Source organism: Rickettsia endosymbiont of Orchestes rusci, assembly GCF_964030945.1.
In the GTDB taxonomy this organism is placed as follows: Bacteria; Pseudomonadota; Alphaproteobacteria; order Rickettsiales; family Rickettsiaceae; genus Rickettsia.
Map to the genome: position 1 here is coordinate 754,886 of NZ_CAXIQG010000004.1, position 17,174 is coordinate 772,059.

The window sequence follows — 17,174 nt, forward strand, 5'->3', positions numbered from 1 at the left end:
AAAAAAGATGCGCAAAACTTGTTCAGCATGACAAGAAAAAGTCTGGATTCCCGCCTTCGGGCGTTGTTGCATGGCTCGATCTTACCCCGTCATTGCGAGGAGGCACAAAGTGCCGACGTGGCAATCCAGGCTATCCCGAATGTAATGAGAGATTTAATTAGAATGCCAAAAAGCTTATATAGGTGGCAAGTTTAGCATAAAAATATGTTTATACTTGATTGCCGCGTCGGCACTTTGTGCCTCCTCGCAATGACGATTCTGGTAGCTATGCAATAAATCCGGCTTGACCACGGGGTGACAGTTTTAGACACTTTTTACCATCCACGTAACAATGCGTTGCAAGGAGGCGCGGGTATTACCTATTTACAATATAGCCTTTTGCAGCATATCGTTAAGTCTTTTTGAAAAAGCACCGCTATCCGCTACCGGCTCCCCCTCTAAAATACAAGCCTGATCGAATATTAACTTAACTAGCTCTTCGTTATTTTTATTATTCACTTTTAAATCATTAAAGATTTTTTCTATTATTTTGTTTTTAGGATTTAATTCTAGATTCTTCGCTGAAGAATTAAGGATTTGCTTTTGTTCAATTAAAAATCTCTCCATCCGAATATCCATAGCCGCCTCACTAACGGCAAGGCATGCAGAGCTTGAGGTAAGCTTTCTTGAAATTCTTACTTCTTTTACTAAATCTCCTAATATTTCTTTAAAATAATTAGTTAATTCTTGATATTCATCATCTGATTTTTTAGTATCTTTTTCTTCTTCAGAAGTTCCTATTGCTTTTTCAATATCTATATCACTTCTAGTAGCCGATTTAATAGCATAATCTTTATAGTTATTATTAACATTAACCCAAAAATCATCAACGGTATCGGTAAAGAGTAATACATCGATATTTTTACTTAACAATCCTTCAATTTGTGGACTTGAAAGTAACTTTTCAGGATTATCACCGCTAAGATAATATATTGTATTCTGTCCCTCTTTAAAATTGGCGATATATTCGTCTAAACTAATCATTTTATTATGCAGCGCGCTTCTAAATATACAAACTTCTAATAATTTTTCGTGATCGCTTGTTGCCTCACAAAGCCCTTCTTTTAACGCTCCGCCGAAATTAGCCCAAAAACTGTTATAATCTTCGGGAGAATCTTCTTTCTTTTTCTTTAGCTCCCCAAGCACACGCTTAGTAATAGCATTTTTAATTTTCTCAAGCGTACTATTATGTTGTAGTGACTCACGACTAATATTTAAAGGCAAATCCTCCGAATCTACCACGCCGCGTAAAAACCTTAAATATGACGGGATTAAATCAATATTTTCATCGGAAATAAATACTCTTTTTATATATAGCTTAACACGTCTTTTACGATCGGGATGAAATAAATCATAGGTTTTGGTTGACGGAATAAAAAGCAAATTAGTAAATTCTATCGCTCCTTCATTTTTGTTATGCATAGTAAGCCAAGGATCATCGAGGGAATAAGATAAAGTTTTATAAAATTCTTTATATTGTTCTTCGGTGATTTCTGATTTTGCCCTAGTCCATAAAGCCGATGCAGAATTTAATTGTATTTCGTTATTACCTGCTTCATCGATAAAATATATCGGTACTGCTATATGGTCGGAATAGCTTTTAACTATATGTTTTAATCTAAAATGATCAAGATAACTATCTACTTCCTCTTTTTTAACATGCAGAACTACCTCCGTACCTCTAGTAAATTCTCTGCCGGAATCCGATACCGTATATTCTCCTAGTCCGTCGGATTCCCAGCTATAAACGTTATCTTCACCGGCTTTCCCGGAAGTAACGGTAATTTTATCCGCTACCATGAAGCCTGAATAAAACCCTACGCCGAACTGCCCTATTAACATATTATCTTTCTTAGCATCACCGGAAAGATTTTGGAGAAAATTTGCCGTACCGGATCTTGCGATAGTTCCAAGATTCTCGATTAAGTCCTCTTTATTCATACCGATGCCGTTATCACGAATAATAATCTGCCCGCTATCCTTATCGACTTTAACGGTGATTTTTAAAATATTATCCTCACCTAACAAAGTAGCGTTGCTTTGCGATAGATATCTTAGCTTATCGCAAGCATCCGAAGAGTTAGAAATTAATTCCCTTATAAAAATTTCTTTATTACTATAAAGAGAATGAATCATTAAATTTAAAATTTTACCGACTTCGGTATCAAATTTCTTTTTTTCTTGTGTCATATTAAAACCCTAATCTTGAAAATCTTTACATTAATATTATACAGTTTTATAAAAGAAGAAATTGATAAGACCGAAAATCATCATTGCGAGGCGTTGTTGCCTTTCCCCCCTTCTCTTCTATAAAACTGTATGACCTATATAATCTTTGTTATTCTATATAGTGCTTTAAAAAAGAATTTAAATAGTCTTGCTCTATATTTTTTATCCATATAGTCTTTAAATTGCTTGTTTGACCTTTTATAATTTCCAAATTATTCCTTTCAATACGCCATTCTTTAGATAAAAAACTAATAATTTCCGCGTTGGCTTTACCTTTTTCCGGAATCGCTTTAATTGATAATTTTAAATATAGCTTATCATTTACAGCTATAAAATTATTAACCGAATTAGCTTTGGCGCTAGCCTTAACTTTAAGATTTAAAAATGCTGATTTTAATGAAGGATCATAGGTAAAAATTTCCGGCATCTTAATAAATATTTGAAATTTTTATTTTTAATATCCTATCCGTTAAAAAACAAGTTATTTTTGAGAATGTAAGTTTTGTATTAAAGAAAGCTTGAAAAATAAAAGCTGAACTGATATAAGGTTAGCAATATTCCGGCACCCTTAGCTCAGCTGGATAGAGCAACGGATTTCTAATCCGTAGGTCGGAGGTTCAAATCCTTCAGGGTGCGCCAGTCGTCATTTTTTGACAAATTCACGAACATATCGGACTAGAGAACGCAGAGTATAATCAAGTTTTGAGCCGTCTAATTTATACTTTCATATTCCTTTAATTCTTGCTTAAACACTTCCCAATCAGTTTGCCAATCTTCTAAGCTAAGGCTAGAGGGAAAATCATTTGCGGTTTTATAGAGCATTGTTGCATGACTCGATAAAAGCAGCAATATGTCATTCCCGCGCAGGCGGGAATCCAGTCTTTCCTTTTGTCATTCTGAACTTGTTTCAGCATCTATAAAGAATATCCTGAAATAAATTCAGGATGACTTAAAAGTATTTTTTCTAGATTCCCGCCTGCGCGGGAATGACATCGAAAATTTGAGCCATGCAACAACGCCGCTTTATAGAAAAATAAGAAAGCTTAAAACCCCTTTTAATTGTAAAACGGATAATCAAACTTTATATCGCCGTCTATAAACTCTTGTAAATTTTCATCCGGATAATCTGTGCGAACTACGTGAAGCCAAGCATTATGTTCTTGGTTGGTCTTAATATGAATAATAGGGAAAGAAGGATTAACGCAGGTTTTATCGGCATTCGTGGTATAAGAAATATTAAATGCTACTCCCATAGAATTAACCTGTAGGCTTTTATGAGCATTTTTATATAAACAATTTCCTATATCATCAGCTGCTTCATTATTTACTTCGGGACTATGCCAAAGCAAAGCAAAATTTACTCCCCATAGAATAAATAAAGATATTCCGAAAAAAATTGATAATTTGGTAATATTCTTAATCATATAATTTATATATTTTTATTATAAATAACCATCTCTTATAATAAAAAATAGTTGCATATCCTTATCCCTTTCTCTATTATGGTGCTAAAATATGCTCTACACCGTAAAATTGTAGTTATATACCCTATAACTAATTAAATTTCAATGCAAAAAATTTGAATATGGCTCATAAGAATTTATCCCATTTAACCGAACAACAGATTAAAGAGCTAATAAACCGCTACTATAACAATGAGAAAATAGCAGATTTATTAAAAGAATTTGAAATTAACGTAGCTCCCGGTGTTTTAGTTGGTCTATTTCCGCCTGTAACTCATAATGAATTATTCTGTAAATATTGCCAAGATATAAATTTAATTAGCAAGCGAGAAAGTAGAAGTCATTCTAGTTATTATAATAAGCTAGTTTTTTATCCATTTTGTCCTATATGTAATCATAACGATAACTCTGATTGTTCATGTTCTAATTGTAAAGAAATTATAAAACAAAAAAGACAAGCTGAAGAAGAAGATAAAAGACGTATTTTAATAGATACATTTTTGTATAAAAATATTAAAGCTCCGCCAATTGAAGAATTAACTCTAAAAGATGCTTTATATTTATTAAGTGTAGTAGAACACTCTGCTTCTGAAGACCTTGAATTTGTAAAGCCATATTTAAAAGGATATTCTGTACCGAGTTTAGCACCGGACGAAGAGTTAAATGATCATATTGTAGGACATCTAGGTCGTAGAGGTTTTGTATTAATTAATACTTTAACAAGTAGTCTTGATGCCTTTAAATTCAATCAAGAAAAAGAATTAACAGACTATTATCCAAACAAAGTTTTATGGGATCTTTTGCCTAATATGGATATTGGAGAAAAAGAAGAATATTTAAATTCCGTTCGAAATATAGTTAAAGGCGAATGGTCTTCATCATGGGAAAAAGAAGTCAGTGATATATGGCATCAAATTGCTAAATATGAATGTATGGAAAATTTTAAATATTTATTGAAAAAACATGAATTTTCTATAGATCAATATGGAGAGAAAGAAGCTTTAGAAGCTTTCGACATTTTATTACTATTTTTTTCAGTAGGACAAGTGTTTAATTTATCATGGCAAACAGTACGTGATGTACAATATTATATCTCATTGAAAAACGACGAATATGATGCCGATAACATCGTTAATATAATTATAAATAATATACATAAAAAAGTAAGTAAAGCACTTGAGGAGAAGTGGACAATAAAAAATTCTAAAATAGAGTATCGCCGTCTACAAAGTACAGTTAGTTCTACTTTTTTTGATTTGTTTTTAGAAATAGGGGACGAATATTTTGGGCGTGTTATGCCGGCTGAGTATAATAAGTAAATTTCTTTCGTAAAACTATAAAGAATTTACGGTAAAATTTCTTGAAGTTTTAGTCCTTTATATATACTGCCAAGTATAGCACAATCACCTTTTGGTAAGAAATCAAAAGGTATATAGCTAATTAAAGCTTCTAAATGAAAATTAAAATCCATATTATTGTACAATTTAACATCTAATACATTCATATTATATTTGTCTATTTGTTTATCCTGAATATATTTTTTGAAAAAATTTTTTGCTTCGTTGCCTGTCTTTGCTTCAATAATAATTTGCTCGTAATAACTGACATCTCCTATTTTTTTAGGGTTAACTGCTGCATTGATAACCCATCTTTTAAGATTTTTTATATTTGATAAGTGAAAACGATAAGCGATATAGAAAAATTTTGCTGCGATAAATTGAAATAATTTTAAAACTAAAGCTATTATAGTTAAAACAAAAAAGCTATTTTCAAAAGAAGGGTAAAAAATATAATACCATAAAAACTCTCCTAACCATAATATAAATGTAGCACCGATTATTACCCATAAAACGCCTAGATTTGTACGTTGTTTATCTTTAAATTTATCTATTAGAAAAAAGAAAAACCAATAGGCTATTGTTGCACCTATTATAATGCCCCAAATTCCAATATCGGTAAGAAACCCACTACTTTCCCATTCACCACGTCCCAAATATATAGTAGTAGGTTTGTGTTCAACTGTAGCAAGCCATCCCATATGGTAAGAAATTTCACCTAATAAAGCATTGATATGAAAGGCAACGATGATACAACTAACTCCAAAAAAGATTTTTATAACATCAGACTTTACCCTATGTTTAAAATAAAATCTAACTGATAGATTTATTGCTAAAATTATTAAGATTGCTATATTAAAATACATATTTTCTTTTGTTTAATTATTTAGAAATAAATATAACAAACTATTTATATTACTATAAGTTTTCTTTAATTATAATACACAAACTATAAATAACAAAATTTTATTATCTTTCTTTAGTTATCTCTTTTGCTTCTCTCCATAATTTTAGCATAAATTCTATAGGTTGACCTTGCAAATTCGGGAGGTTATGTTTTTTAGTAAGTATTTTTAGAGCATTCATACGATTAGCAAATTTTTTATTTGTTCTTCTTAACGTCTCTTCTACATCAAATTCTGAAAAAATACATAAAGAAATTGCGGTATGTAGCAAATCGCCTATTTCTTCCTGCACTCTTTCTTTAGCTTCACCATTCTCGATTGCTTCCTTTATTTCTCTGCATTCATCTATTACCTGCTCTAAGATCATCTCATGGTTAGACCAATCAAAGCCATAGCCCCGTGCGTCTTGTTCTAAATTAATTAATTCTTTTAAAATACTCATAAATTTATATTTTATTTAAAATTAAACAAACCCATTAACTTGATGCTCCCAAAGCTCCTTAAATTTACCTTTTTCCTTATTAATAAGTTCTGCAAAAGTACCGCTTTCAACAATATCGCCTTTATCCATAACAATAATTCTATCCATATGTTTGATGGTAGATAATCTATGAGCTATAGCAATTATCGTTACATTTTCAATATCAAGCATTGCATTAATAGATTTTTGTATTTCTTGCTCGGTATGGCTATCAAGGCTTGAAGTTGCTTCATCTAAAACCAAAATTGGAGCGTTTTTAAGAATAGCACGAGCAATTGCTATGCGTTGCCTTTGTCCGCCACTGAGCTTTACGCCCCTTTCGCCAACAATTGTGTTATATTTTTCCGGCAATCCTTCAATAAATTCATGAATATTTGCAGCTTTTGCAGCATGCTCTATTTCATGGGGCAAAGCATTTTCTTTTGCATAACCGATATTCTCACCAATGCAGCGATGGAAAAGCATAATATCTTGAGGAATTAATGATATTTGAGCTCGCAGACTATCAGAGGAAGTATCGTAAATACTTTGGTTATCGATTATAATATCTCCCGTTCCGGCTTTAAAATTTTTCAATAACAATGCAATCAAAGTAGATTTACCGCTACCTGAATGCCCGACAATACCAACCTTTTCACCGGCTTTAATATGCAAATTAAGACACTCAAATACGCTGCTACCCTCTTTATAAGCAAAAGATATATCTTTAAATATAATCTCACCTTTAGAAATTTTTAATTCAGCTGCATTTTCTTTATCGATATTATCTTGCGGGGTTTGCATGATTGTAAAGCTCGAGCGAAAAGCCGCCACGTCTTCCAAAAAGTCTTTAACTTCCATAGTAGTATGCCACGAATTTTCAGCAAATAAAAAAGTAAGAGACATAATAAAAGCGATGTCACCAATGCTAATTTCGTCTAAATTACGCAAGTAAATTACATATACAAAAACTCCTATCAAATATACCCAATATACTAAAGAGAGTATTATAGAGATAATGAAATCATATTTAAAATATTTAATTGTTAAAGGGTTATGTACGTTATGGTAGTAATCTTGTACTTTATTTAATTCTCGCTTTTTTGCTGCAAATGAAAAAATAGTAAAGATGTTTGTAATACAATCAGCGACTATCCCGAATAAATTATACCAAGAATCTTGCTTAGCCTGTTCCATTTTAGCTAGTCTAGTAAAAAACCATAATGCAAGCGGTAGATAAAGAGCAGTAAAGGCAATAATAACAGTAAATATTTTAATATTAGTATAGGCAAGAGTAATTCCTGAAAATAGCGTAATAAATAGAGGTTTGCTTAATTTCCACTCAATAGCTTGATGCATTTTATAATAATTATCGCCTATGCCCCGCATTCTTCCGACTATAGAGCCGGAAAGATTATTTTGAAAATAAGTATAAGGCAAATTAAAACAGTGCTTACATATTTTATTCATCATATCTTGAAAGATATAAGGCATTGCTTTAAGCTGTGCAAAGTTATGAGTACGCCAAGCCCCGTCAAGTATAGCTTGTGCTGCTATAAACCATATTACCGGTTTATAACTTTGAGCAAATGTAATTTGTTCATTTTGGGTAAACAGATCAAGTAAAAGCTTTACGGCATAATTATATAAAATAGGATGAACACCATTTGCAAGCGGGGCCATCATCATAATAAGATACCAATATTTATACGGCTTTATAACAGACCATAGAAAAGGGAGGCCTTTCGTTTTTGTAAGCGTGCTTTGGGGATTCATAAAATATATTTGTTTAATAGTTATCTATAATATATATTGTGGTTAAAATTTTAAATGATTTTATGAAAATATTTAATAGTTATCGTGATTCAGTTTTTATTAAAGATCATGTTAAATCGAAGCATATTATAGCAGGGGATTATTCTTATTATTCAGGTTATTATCACGGTGCAACATTTGATGAATGCGTTATGTACCTAGATGCAGAGGATAATCGTTATAAGCCTGATGAAATTGATAAACTCATTATCGGTAAATTCTGCTCGATTGCTACCGGTGTTAAATTTATGATGGGCGGGACGCAAGGACATAATTATAATTGGATAGCATCTTACCCTCTTGATTGTTTTGATGAAGATTTTGATAATTACGAATCTGTACCGCCGAAAGCTTATAGACTTAAAGGTGATACTGTTCTTGGTAATGATGTTTGGATTGGAGCTGAAAGCTTAATTATGCCAGGGATTCAAATTGCCGATGGTGCGATAGTCGGAGCAAGAAGTTTAGTTACTAAAAACATAGGGGCTTATGAAATTTGGGGCGGCAATCCTGCCAAATTAATTAAAAAGCGTTTTTCCGATGATGATATAGCAAAATTATTGCAAATTAAATGGTGGAATTGGAGTGTAAATAAGATAAAGCAAAATCTATCGTTACTTAGAGTTTCGGATGTAGAAAGTTTGTGAGAAAAATTATAAATTTTATTTCATACGCTTTAATAATGCTTGTTTACTGTTTTCTGCCATTGAATCGTTAGGATTTAATTTTATCGCTTTATTATATGCTTCAAGTGCTAACTCATTTTTACCTAATTTTTCTAATATCACCCCTTGACTAAAATATGCATCAGAGTAACTAGAATTTAATTCAAGTGTTTTATTAATTGATTTAAGAGCTGATACATATTCTTTTAAGGCAAACAAAACATTAGATCGATTGTAATAAAAAGCAAAATCATTAGGACTTAATTTAATCGCTTCGTCATATGATTTAAGAGCTAGCTTATATTCTTTTAAATCAACTAAAATATTGCCTTGATTAAAATATATATCAGGTTCAGTAGAGTTTAATATAACTGCTTTTTCAACCAATTTAAGAGCTTGCGTATATTCTCCAAGTTTTTGTAACAATTTACTTTTATTATTATAAGCATAAGAATCATTAGGATTTATCTCTATTGCTTTATCATACAATTCAAGAGCTTGTTTATAATTACCTAATTCTTCTAATATTACACCTTTATTAGTATAAATCTTAAAATCATTAGGATTTAGTTGGATAGCCTTATCAAAGGCTTCAAGTGCTTGTTTGTACTTACCTAACTTGTACAATACCGTACCTTTATTATAATATATTCTATATTCATTAGGATTTAGTTCAGTAGCTTTATTAAAAGCTTCGAGTGCTTGTTCATTTTTATCTAATTTTTCCAATACTGTTCCCTGGTTAATATAAATAACAAAATTACTGGTATTTAGTTGGATAGCCTTATCAAAGGCTTCAAGTGCTAATTCACCCTTACCTAACTTATATAATATACTTCCTTTTTTATTATATATTTCTGAATCATTAGGATTTAGTTCAGTAGATTTATTAAAAGCTTCAAGTGCTTGTTCATTTTCACCTAACTTATATAATACGCTTCCTTTATTTGCATATAAATCTGAATTACTAGGATTTAGTTCAATAGCTTTATTAAAGGCTTCAAGTGCTTGTTCATACTGACCTGACTCATATAATTTAACACCTTCATTAAAATAATTTTTGGCCTCTAATGCCCAAACTGTACTAACTTGGCAAATAATTAATAATAGGCTGAAAAATAAATAGTATTTTTTCATAATTATTACTATATTTTTGATATAAAAATATAGTAATAAAAAACTATTTGCAATTGATTATTAGATAATTTTATGCTATTTAAGCAATAATTTACAATATATGTAGATTTAAGATTATATTACAAATAATTTTCCACTTCCTAAATATAAAATAGAATAATGATAAAACTTTTAAAAATTCTACTCTTAAGCTTAATTTGTTTATCTTATAACTGCTTTGCTGAAATCATCCCTACTAACGACTTTAAAGTAATAGAAGAATATGTAAATAAAGCGGACAAAGATACTTTAGTTATTTTTGATGTAGATGGCGTATTGAGTATGCCGACCGATGAATTTGCTTTTACGGCTTCAATTAGAAGAGAAATCACTAAAAAACTAAAAGAGAAATATTCCGAAGATGAACTTAAATACTTATTCAGTCCCATTTTTAAAATTCGTACTGTTAAGCCTGTTAATTCAAATATGAAAGGCTTGGTTAAAAACTTAGAACAGCGAAATATTTCAGCAATTGCTTTAACGAAGTGGTGGACCGGTAAATATGGCGATATAACTAAAATGGAAGATTTAAGATTTGACGATTTAAAGCAAGTAGGAGTTTCTTTTATTAATACTTCACCTTTTAAAGAAGATATGATTTTCCCGGAATTTGAAAATAAAGAGGGTATTCCTTTGTTAAAGTCAGGGGTTATTTTAACAGCTTCTGCAGATAAAGGTTTAGTGCTTAAAGCTGCTCTTGCCAAATCTAATTTACATTTTAAAAAAATTATTTTTATTGATGATAGTTCAAAAGAACTCAAATCAGTTGAAAAAATTTGCCAAGAGCTAAATATTGATTTTCAAGGTATTCATTATGGAGCTGCTAAAATAGTTCCTTTGCCTATTCTTGATAAAGAAAAAGAACAATTACGTTATGAGATTCTTGAAAAAGAACATATTTGGCTTTTGGATAAAGAATTAGAAGAAAGATTTTTAAAATAAAATATAGATAACATTCGATTTAAACAGTTTAGTTACTATTTTACCGCTTGAAAAAATAAAAGTGCCGTTTTGTTATTTAGGTTTTGATATCACAGCATGTTTTGATGAGCGTTGTTGCATGGCTCGAATTTTTGCAAAGTGTTTCGGTGTCATACCGTGGCTTGACCCACTACTGTACGAACGTTGAAAAAAGGCTGTGTCATGCCGTGACTTGATCACGGCATCCAGGAAAATAAAGCCATATTAGACTTATTTTAGAATCTTTTTATGATATTATAAGCTGGATTCCGTGGTCGTAGCCACGGTATGACATTGGAACTATTTTCCGAGCCATGCAACAACGTCCCCATTCTTAAAGAAAGGTTTAAGCCCTCTAACGACAATATACAATCAATTCAACAGAACCGAACAAGTAAAAACAAAAAGCATGAGAAAATTAATATTATTACGCGGTGCGCCCGGAAGCGGTAAATCTACTTTTATCAAAAAACAAAATTTAGAAGGTTTTGCATTATCACCCGATACGGTGCGTATATTAATGGGCGGGATAGTTATGTCGCCTGAAGGTAGAATTATTATTAATTCGGCAAATGATAAAAAAGTATGGATCGAAGTAGAGCGTATTTTAAACGAAAAAATGTTTCGCGGTGAGTTTATAGTAATTGATGCAACTTTTCAGCTGGCACAAGATTTTAAAATGCCGATAAAATCGGCTAATAAACATCGTTATGAAATTTATTGCATAGATTTTACTTCCATATCTATAGAAACGGCATTAGAGCAAAATTTACAAAGAGAATTATATAAACAAGTACCTAAAAATGTTATTACTCGTGCTTATGAACGTTACAAGACAAATCCGATTCCGGAGTTTATTAAGGTTTTTCCGTATGCCGATTTTGAGGAAGTTTCGCTTATAGATAATCTTGACGTGAAAGTCATAGATTTAAACGATTATAAAAAAATTCATCACATAGGTGATATACAAGGCTGTTATGAGCCGATAGCTAAATATTTTGCCGATGGTTTTAAGGCGGATGAATTTTACATTTTCGTCGGTGATTTTCTTGATCGCGGCATTCAAAACGGTGAGGTAATACGCTGGCTGGTAGATGAGGTTATGGAGCGAGGAAATATTGTTATGATATGGGGCAACCATGAAACCCATATTCATAGATATGCCGACGGGCAAGATATTTTAAGTGCGGAATTTGAAAACAACACTCTCCCACAACTTGAAAAAGTTAACTTTACGAGAGATGAGGCTAATCGTTTATGTAATAAATTGGTTGATTGTTTTGTCTATGAGTATGGCGGGGTTAAGTGCCTCGTTAATCATGCAGGCATTGCAGCGATGCCTAGGCATTTAATATTGCTGCCGTCTCATCAATTTTGGAAGGGTACCGGCGTTTATAAGCATCTTGTCGATCAAACTTTTAGTGATAATATGATTAATACTGAGTGGTTGCAGGTACATGGTCATCGTAATACGTCATCATTACCGATTAAAGCGGCAGATAAAAGTTATAATTTAGAAGCAGGCGTAGAATTCGGCGGTAATTTAAGGATCATGACCATAGCCAAAGATAATAAAGTTGCAGAAATTGAAATTCGCAATAATATTTTTTGTAAAGAAGCTAGCCCTAAGGCTTTTAAAGCAACTACCGAAAATGAAGAATATAAAATTAGCAAGTCAACCTTTGAAAAATTGCACAAACATAATTACATTAACCGAAAATATCTTGATTCATACCCGCATATTACTTCCTATAATTTTAGCCGCAAAGCTTTAACTAAAGGAATTTGGGATAAGGTAAGTTTAACCGCACGGGGGTTATTTATTGATAATGATTTGAATATCGTCGTGCGTTCATATGACAAATTTTTTAACCTAGGCGAAAAAAGAGAAACGGAGCTATATAACTTACAAAAAAATTTACTTTTCCCGCTTACTTTATTTGTAAAAGAAAATGGATTTTTAGGGCTTTTGGGTTACGATATAAAAAATGATAGGTTATTTTTCAGTTCAAAAGCTACTCCTGAATCAGATTTTACCGGCTGGTTTAAAGAAATTTTAACAACTTCCCTTAATGAGTCACAAATGGATTATCTGCATAAGACCGTTAAGGATAGAAATTTATCGTTAGTATTTGAAGTAAATGATCCTGTTAACGATCCGCATATGATAGAATATAATCAACGTCACGTAGTTTTGCTTGATGCGGTAGTACGCAGCGAAAAATTTAAACGTTTAGATTTTCATGAAATAGAGCAAATTGCTATAAGTTTGGGTGTATCTCACAAACAAAAAGCTATGGTTTTCAATAAATGGGATGCATTTGAGGAATGGTATAAAAATTACGTAGCTTAAAAGAGCGTATTATTCTAGTACGTAAAACAGGAGGGAATTTAAAGCGTAATCTTTCCGAGCCGGAAGTATCGGCATTTTACAAATGGGCAATAATGCAACCTGATGAAATATTAGAGCGCGATATTATATGGGTCAGAAAAATTTATTTAGCAAGCCGTAATTCATTATGAAAATTATAGTACAAATTAAATGCGGCTCACACCTATACGGCACTTCAACGCCTGCTTCCGATTTGGATATTAAAGGTTTATATATACCGGAAGCGCAGGATATATTATTACAACGTGTTCAGCCTATTATATCTTTTAAACGTCCTAAAATGCACGGTGAAAGAAACACGCCCGACGATGTGGATTACGAGCTTTATAGTATTGAGAGGTTTTTATCTTTACTAACGAACGGTCAACCCATGGCTCTTGATATGCTTTTTGCACCGACAAGCTCGATGCTATTAGAAGCTTTGCCGGAATGGCAGGAAATACAAAATTTAGCACCAAAACTTTTCGTCAAACAAGCGGATTCTTTTCTTAATTATTGTAAAAGACAGGCGAACAAATACGGTATTAAAGGCTCGCGCATTGCGGCAATAAAAACGGCGTGCGATTATCTCAATAAAGCAGCTGCGCGATATGGCGATAATACTAAATTAGCCGCCATTGAAGAAGAACTAAAAACCCTAGTTTTTAATAACGAATATTTAAATTTAGGGATAACTGAAGCTAAAGAAAAATACTTTGAGATATGCGGTAAAAAAGCATTATTAAATAGCTCCGTCAAATTTGCGCTTACAATTGCCGAAAGGCTCATGAACGAATACGGTATGCGAGCAATATCCGCCGAGCATAATGAGGGAATAGATTGGAAAGCTTTGTCGCATGCCGTGCGCGTAGGGCATCAAGCTATAGAATTCTTAACTACCGGCCATATTACTTTTCCTCGCCCCGAAGCTAAGCATTTATTAAATATTAAACTGGGTAAGCTTTCTTTCCGGCAAATAAGCGAAGAAATAGAAGAATTATTAAAGGAAGTAGAATTAGCAGCATTAAATTCACGGCTTCCTAATAATTTTGATCAGTCAATTATTGATGATTTTATTGAGCGAATATATAGAAAACAAATATTAAAAGATTCAGGAATTTATACACCTCATAAACATCACGATCAACGTCTATAAAACTTTTAATGGTTTAACTATTTCGGAAAAACATGAATTTTTAAATTTTATATTCTCGAACCTAGAGCTGAAAGATTGCAAGGTTTATTACCAAGCGGCTTTTCCGCTTTCAAAATCTCTAAAAAATAGTAAGTTGTACCGAATGGCTAGCCGTATAGAACTCGAACCTTGTATTTATATGCTATAAGGTGTTATTATTAGGGTTTTTGTATATTAAGTTTCGGAGAGCGTGACATGGGTGCTGCGAACCCTAAATCAGTACCGCATACCTTATCCAACTTCTCTTAAAGCCCGATGTTCATTGTCGGTGTACACTACCCATTCATCTTCACGATTAAGATATTTTACCAAATTTTCTATAGATAGACGTTTAAGAATATCTATGGTAATGGGGCGTTTATCATTCCAAAAAATAAACGACTCTAGAAATAACCGAGCAGTATATGAGTTTAGTAATTCACAGATGAATCTAGCTTCTTTTTCTGAATCGCACGGTAAAAAATAAACTGTGTCATCAAAAACAACAGGCTTATTATCCATAGGACCTACAGAGAAAAACTTAAGACTTTTATACAAAGAAGAAATAGCAACTTTCCAGGGAGCAAAAGAGTATTCACCTACCCCAAAAATTGAAAAAGTAGGTTTACCTCTATAGATAGAGCTTTTTCTGCTAGCTAAAGCCTCTACATGAGATTGTAAATATTTCCATGTTAATGATGCACACATTTTTATGGAATTCGTATCTTCACCTATGAATCTTTGAGTTACAATCAGACGTTTCCGGCACATTTTTATTCTTTCATTACCTAAATCCGAACTTTTCAATAGTGGGTATAGATAGTCATCTTCTATTGTAACCTCTTCACCGATACCGTTAATTAAGATATCTCCATTGATTGTAAGCTCCATTACACGACTACAGTCGTGTTTTATTCCAGAACGCCAAGTGTAAAACATACTGGCGCCCTTGAGGAAAGAAAGATTAGTGTAATTATCTATATTTGCCAAAATCATATTATCTTTATAGCTGATATGTTGCGATGGTAATTCATCATCTATGCTTTTATAGATACGGCATTCTTGTTTTTCTTCAGGACTGCCGACAACTGCTACAAATAAACAAGCATCAACAGCAGCACCGAATATTGCTAATGCATCGATTTTATAAATTGAAGCACTTCCAATAGGCTTTTTATGTTTCCAGGCATAGGCAAGAATTTTTCTTGCCACATGGGTTTTACATAAAATTGCTAAAGCCCCATGTTTTTGTTCTAACCATTCTAAATACTTAAGAATCATCCATTCAGAGATATCAAAATTTGCCTTTCCGGTAATAGCCTCAAGACCATTTCTGCTTTGAAAATTATTTTTTGCCGGAAGATTTGAGCCTCCTACTGCACTAATATTAGAGTTTGTAACCCATGGTGGATTACCGGTAATCAGAACAGGTTCTATTAAGGAGGCAAGTACTTTATTCCAATCTAATGAAAAGAAATCAGCATTGATTATGTCAATGTGATTTTTAATGTTCTTTTCATAAATGCTATGGCGTAGATCTTGAAGGTAAGATTTGTTAATTTCGATCCCTGTATAAGAATCAGCAGTAGGAAATATATTTGTAGCAGCAAATAAAAAAGAGCCTTTTCCACAGGTGGGTTCTAGAATAGATCGTGGTTGAAAGGGAAGACATTTTTGAACGCGTCTTAATACTTGGATAGAAAAATTTTCCGGTGTCTGAAAATCACCAAATATCTTGATCGTTTTTGTGTTCTGTGCTTCCAACATATCTAGCCTTTTCAATTACCTTATTTTATGAATACCCTCAATCTCTCCTGCTTTTTGTATAACTCGACTATATTGTAGCCGCCATTGTAATGCGTTTGAAATTGTCAAATATCCCTGAAAAGGAGGGTTCACGAGGATTTCTTCAGCAATATTTTTTGCTTCTATTTCATCGATTGGCAGATTCCGATCTTGAATGAATGCAATGAGATCATCTACATTTCCATCACGTTCCAAAATTTCACTAATACCTTTTGTTGTTTGATAATCAGAGGTTCTTTCTTTATCAATAAAAATTGTATATTGTATATCAAGACGAGCTGTTTGATTTTTTACGTCATCAGATTTTTCATATACGAATACAAGCAAGTTATATCCTAGTCCATAAATCTTTTGTCGCGCTGATTTATACGGACATGAAGACTGTGGTTGTTTAATGCTGGTTACTTTCATGTCTATTTCGAGGACTGGAAAGTCTATTCCAAAAGCTGAATTACCTTCAACATATTCATAGTTTTCTGCAAGATATGCTTTAAATTTATGTTCTAAATAAGTGCCAACAGCTTTTCCGTCAGTTACACCATAAAGCACAGGTTCGTCATATTTACTTTCCATTTCCGCAAATAGTAAAGCTTCGTTGAAAAGAATTTCTATGGTAAGAGGCTTTTTCATCTGTTTATTCATATGTTAGGAGCAAATTGAGACTCTGGAAATATCCCTTAAAGTTTCATACAAATTACTATATGCAATACTACATTAAAAAATGAGAAGAGGAAGTTATATTTACAAAATTGTAAGTAATATAAAGTGAATTTA

17 protein-coding genes and 1 tRNA gene are annotated in these 17,174 nt (G+C 32.3%); 7 read left to right on the top strand and 11 right to left on the bottom strand.

Translation table 11 applies throughout. From position 1 onward, the window contains the following. Window positions 1-27 precede the first annotated feature (27 nt). Entirely contained in the window at window positions 28-195 is a 168-nt protein-coding gene (locus tag AAHM91_RS07900; protein WP_341792914.1) for a hypothetical protein, read from the top strand. 168 nt (window positions 196-363) lie between these two features. Here the strand turns inward: AAHM91_RS07900 and htpG are convergent, their stop codons facing one another. Next, window positions 364-2,229, bottom strand: a complete 1,866-nt coding sequence (gene htpG / locus AAHM91_RS07905; protein ID WP_342270431.1) for a molecular chaperone HtpG — start codon at window positions 2,227-2,229, stop codon at window positions 364-366. A 148-nt stretch (window positions 2,230-2,377) separates the two neighbouring features. Then, the gene (locus AAHM91_RS07910; RefSeq protein ID WP_341792915.1) at window positions 2,378-2,695 is read right to left on the bottom strand and encodes an A1G_07140 family DUF167 domain protein; all 318 of its coding nucleotides are present in this window, start codon (window positions 2,693-2,695) and stop codon (window positions 2,378-2,380) included. 135 nt (window positions 2,696-2,830) lie between these two features. On the opposite strand from AAHM91_RS07910, the gene AAHM91_RS07915 reads away from it, so the two are divergent. After that, window positions 2,831-2,907 (top strand) — tRNA-Arg (locus AAHM91_RS07915). A gap of 416 nt (window positions 2,908-3,323) precedes the next feature. On the opposite strand, the gene AAHM91_RS07920 is transcribed toward AAHM91_RS07915, so the two are convergent. After that, window positions 3,324-3,692: a hypothetical protein gene (locus AAHM91_RS07920; protein WP_342270432.1), complete on the bottom strand. Its 369-nt coding sequence runs from the start codon at window positions 3,690-3,692 to the stop codon at window positions 3,324-3,326. A gap of 161 nt (window positions 3,693-3,853) precedes the next feature. Here AAHM91_RS07920 and AAHM91_RS07925 point away from each other — a divergent pair, with 161 nt between their 5' ends. Then, the gene (locus tag AAHM91_RS07925) at window positions 3,854-5,050 is read left to right on the top strand and encodes a hypothetical protein (protein WP_342270433.1); all 1,197 of its coding nucleotides are present in this window, start codon (window positions 3,854-3,856) and stop codon (window positions 5,048-5,050) included. Between the two features lie 26 nt (window positions 5,051-5,076). Here the strand turns inward: AAHM91_RS07925 and AAHM91_RS07930 are convergent, their stop codons facing one another. From AAHM91_RS07930 to AAHM91_RS07940, 3 genes are all read right to left on the bottom strand, one after another. Continuing rightward, entirely contained in the window at window positions 5,077-5,934 is an 858-nt protein-coding gene (locus AAHM91_RS07930) for a hypothetical protein (protein ID WP_342270434.1), read from the bottom strand. Between the two features lie 103 nt (window positions 5,935-6,037). Next, on the bottom strand, window positions 6,038-6,415 hold the full coding sequence (locus AAHM91_RS07935; protein WP_253308622.1) for a MazG nucleotide pyrophosphohydrolase domain-containing protein: 378 nt from the start codon (window positions 6,413-6,415) through the stop codon (window positions 6,038-6,040). 21 nt (window positions 6,416-6,436) lie between these two features. After that, window positions 6,437-8,122, bottom strand: coding sequence for an ABC transporter ATP-binding protein (locus AAHM91_RS07940; RefSeq protein WP_342270435.1), 1,686 nt, complete (start codon window positions 8,120-8,122; stop codon window positions 6,437-6,439). Between the two features lie 149 nt (window positions 8,123-8,271). Here AAHM91_RS07940 and AAHM91_RS07945 point away from each other — a divergent pair, with 149 nt between their 5' ends. After that, complete coding sequence (locus tag AAHM91_RS07945) at window positions 8,272-8,895, top strand: CatB-related O-acetyltransferase (protein ID WP_342270755.1); 624 nt, start codon at window positions 8,272-8,274, stop codon at window positions 8,893-8,895. Between the two features lie 15 nt (window positions 8,896-8,910). Here the strand turns inward: AAHM91_RS07945 and AAHM91_RS07950 are convergent, their stop codons facing one another. Further along, window positions 8,911-10,050 carry a tetratricopeptide repeat protein gene (locus AAHM91_RS07950; RefSeq protein WP_342270436.1) on the bottom strand — a complete coding sequence of 380 codons (1,140 nt, stop codon included), beginning with the start codon at window positions 10,048-10,050 and terminating at the stop codon, window positions 8,911-8,913. 159 nt (window positions 10,051-10,209) lie between these two features. Here AAHM91_RS07950 and AAHM91_RS07955 point away from each other — a divergent pair, with 159 nt between their 5' ends. Next, a complete protein-coding gene (locus tag AAHM91_RS07955) occupies window positions 10,210-11,031 on the top strand; it encodes a DUF2608 domain-containing protein (protein ID WP_342270437.1) in 822 nt (273 codons plus the stop codon). 72 nt (window positions 11,032-11,103) lie between these two features. Here the strand turns inward: AAHM91_RS07955 and AAHM91_RS07960 are convergent, their stop codons facing one another. Both AAHM91_RS07960 and AAHM91_RS07965 read right to left on the bottom strand, forming a co-directional pair. After that, window positions 11,104-11,250, bottom strand: coding sequence for a hypothetical protein (locus tag AAHM91_RS07960; protein WP_342270438.1), 147 nt, complete (start codon window positions 11,248-11,250; stop codon window positions 11,104-11,106). A gap of 35 nt (window positions 11,251-11,285) precedes the next feature. Then, entirely contained in the window at window positions 11,286-11,414 is a 129-nt protein-coding gene (locus tag AAHM91_RS07965; RefSeq protein WP_342270439.1) for a hypothetical protein, read from the bottom strand. A 44-nt stretch (window positions 11,415-11,458) separates the two neighbouring features. Here AAHM91_RS07965 and AAHM91_RS07970 point away from each other — a divergent pair, with 44 nt between their 5' ends. Both AAHM91_RS07970 and AAHM91_RS07975 read left to right on the top strand, forming a co-directional pair. Continuing rightward, a complete protein-coding gene (locus tag AAHM91_RS07970) occupies window positions 11,459-13,402 on the top strand; it encodes an RNA ligase (protein WP_342270440.1) in 1,944 nt (647 codons plus the stop codon). A 166-nt stretch (window positions 13,403-13,568) separates the two neighbouring features. Further along, window positions 13,569-14,576, top strand: coding sequence for a DNA polymerase beta superfamily protein (locus AAHM91_RS07975; protein ID WP_342270441.1), 1,008 nt, complete (start codon window positions 13,569-13,571; stop codon window positions 14,574-14,576). A gap of 270 nt (window positions 14,577-14,846) precedes the next feature. Here the strand turns inward: AAHM91_RS07975 and AAHM91_RS07980 are convergent, their stop codons facing one another. Then, window positions 14,847-16,361: an N-6 DNA methylase gene (locus tag AAHM91_RS07980; protein ID WP_342270442.1), complete on the bottom strand. Its 1,515-nt coding sequence runs from the start codon at window positions 16,359-16,361 to the stop codon at window positions 14,847-14,849. Window positions 16,362-16,376: 15 nt separating this feature from the next. Beyond that, window positions 16,377-17,030: a type II restriction-modification system restriction endonuclease gene (locus tag AAHM91_RS07985; protein WP_253308637.1), complete on the bottom strand. Its 654-nt coding sequence runs from the start codon at window positions 17,028-17,030 to the stop codon at window positions 16,377-16,379. Window positions 17,031-17,174 lie beyond the last annotated feature (144 nt).

Excerpts from the sequence above, each read along its gene's own strand:
- AAHM91_RS07935 (WP_253308622.1), bottom strand. The coding sequence starts at position 6,415 with ATGAGTATTTTAAAAGAATTAATTAATTTAGAACAAGACGCACGGGGC.
- AAHM91_RS07955 (WP_342270437.1), top strand. The coding sequence starts at position 10,210 with ATGATAAAACTTTTAAAAATTCTACTCTTAAGCTTAATTTGTTTATCT.
- AAHM91_RS07945 (WP_342270755.1), top strand. The coding sequence starts at position 8,272 with ATGAAAATATTTAATAGTTATCGTGATTCAGTTTTTATTAAAGATCAT.
- AAHM91_RS07940 (WP_342270435.1), bottom strand. The coding sequence starts at position 8,122 with ATGATGATGGCCCCGCTTGCAAATGGTGTTCATCCTATTTTATATAAT.
- AAHM91_RS07920 (WP_342270432.1), bottom strand. The coding sequence starts at position 3,692 with ATGATTAAGAATATTACCAAATTATCAATTTTTTTCGGAATATCTTTA.
- AAHM91_RS07950 (WP_342270436.1), bottom strand. The coding sequence starts at position 10,050 with ATGAAAAAATACTATTTATTTTTCAGCCTATTATTAATTATTTGCCAA.
- AAHM91_RS07930 (WP_342270434.1), bottom strand. The coding sequence starts at position 5,934 with ATGTATTTTAATATAGCAATCTTAATAATTTTAGCAATAAATCTATCA.
- htpG (WP_342270431.1), bottom strand. The coding sequence starts at position 2,229 with ATGACACAAGAAAAAAAGAAATTTGATACCGAAGTCGGTAAAATTTTA.
- AAHM91_RS07925 (WP_342270433.1), top strand. The coding sequence starts at position 3,854 with ATGGCTCATAAGAATTTATCCCATTTAACCGAACAACAGATTAAAGAG.
- AAHM91_RS07980 (WP_342270442.1), bottom strand. The coding sequence starts at position 16,361 with ATGTTGGAAGCACAGAACACAAAAACGATCAAGATATTTGGTGATTTT.
- AAHM91_RS07970 (WP_342270440.1), top strand. The coding sequence starts at position 11,459 with ATGAGAAAATTAATATTATTACGCGGTGCGCCCGGAAGCGGTAAATCT.
- AAHM91_RS07910 (WP_341792915.1), bottom strand. The coding sequence starts at position 2,695 with ATGCCGGAAATTTTTACCTATGATCCTTCATTAAAATCAGCATTTTTA.
- AAHM91_RS07975 (WP_342270441.1), top strand. The coding sequence starts at position 13,569 with ATGAAAATTATAGTACAAATTAAATGCGGCTCACACCTATACGGCACT.
- AAHM91_RS07985 (WP_253308637.1), bottom strand. The coding sequence starts at position 17,030 with ATGAAAAAGCCTCTTACCATAGAAATTCTTTTCAACGAAGCTTTACTA.
- AAHM91_RS07900 (WP_341792914.1), top strand. The coding sequence starts at position 28 with ATGACAAGAAAAAGTCTGGATTCCCGCCTTCGGGCGTTGTTGCATGGC.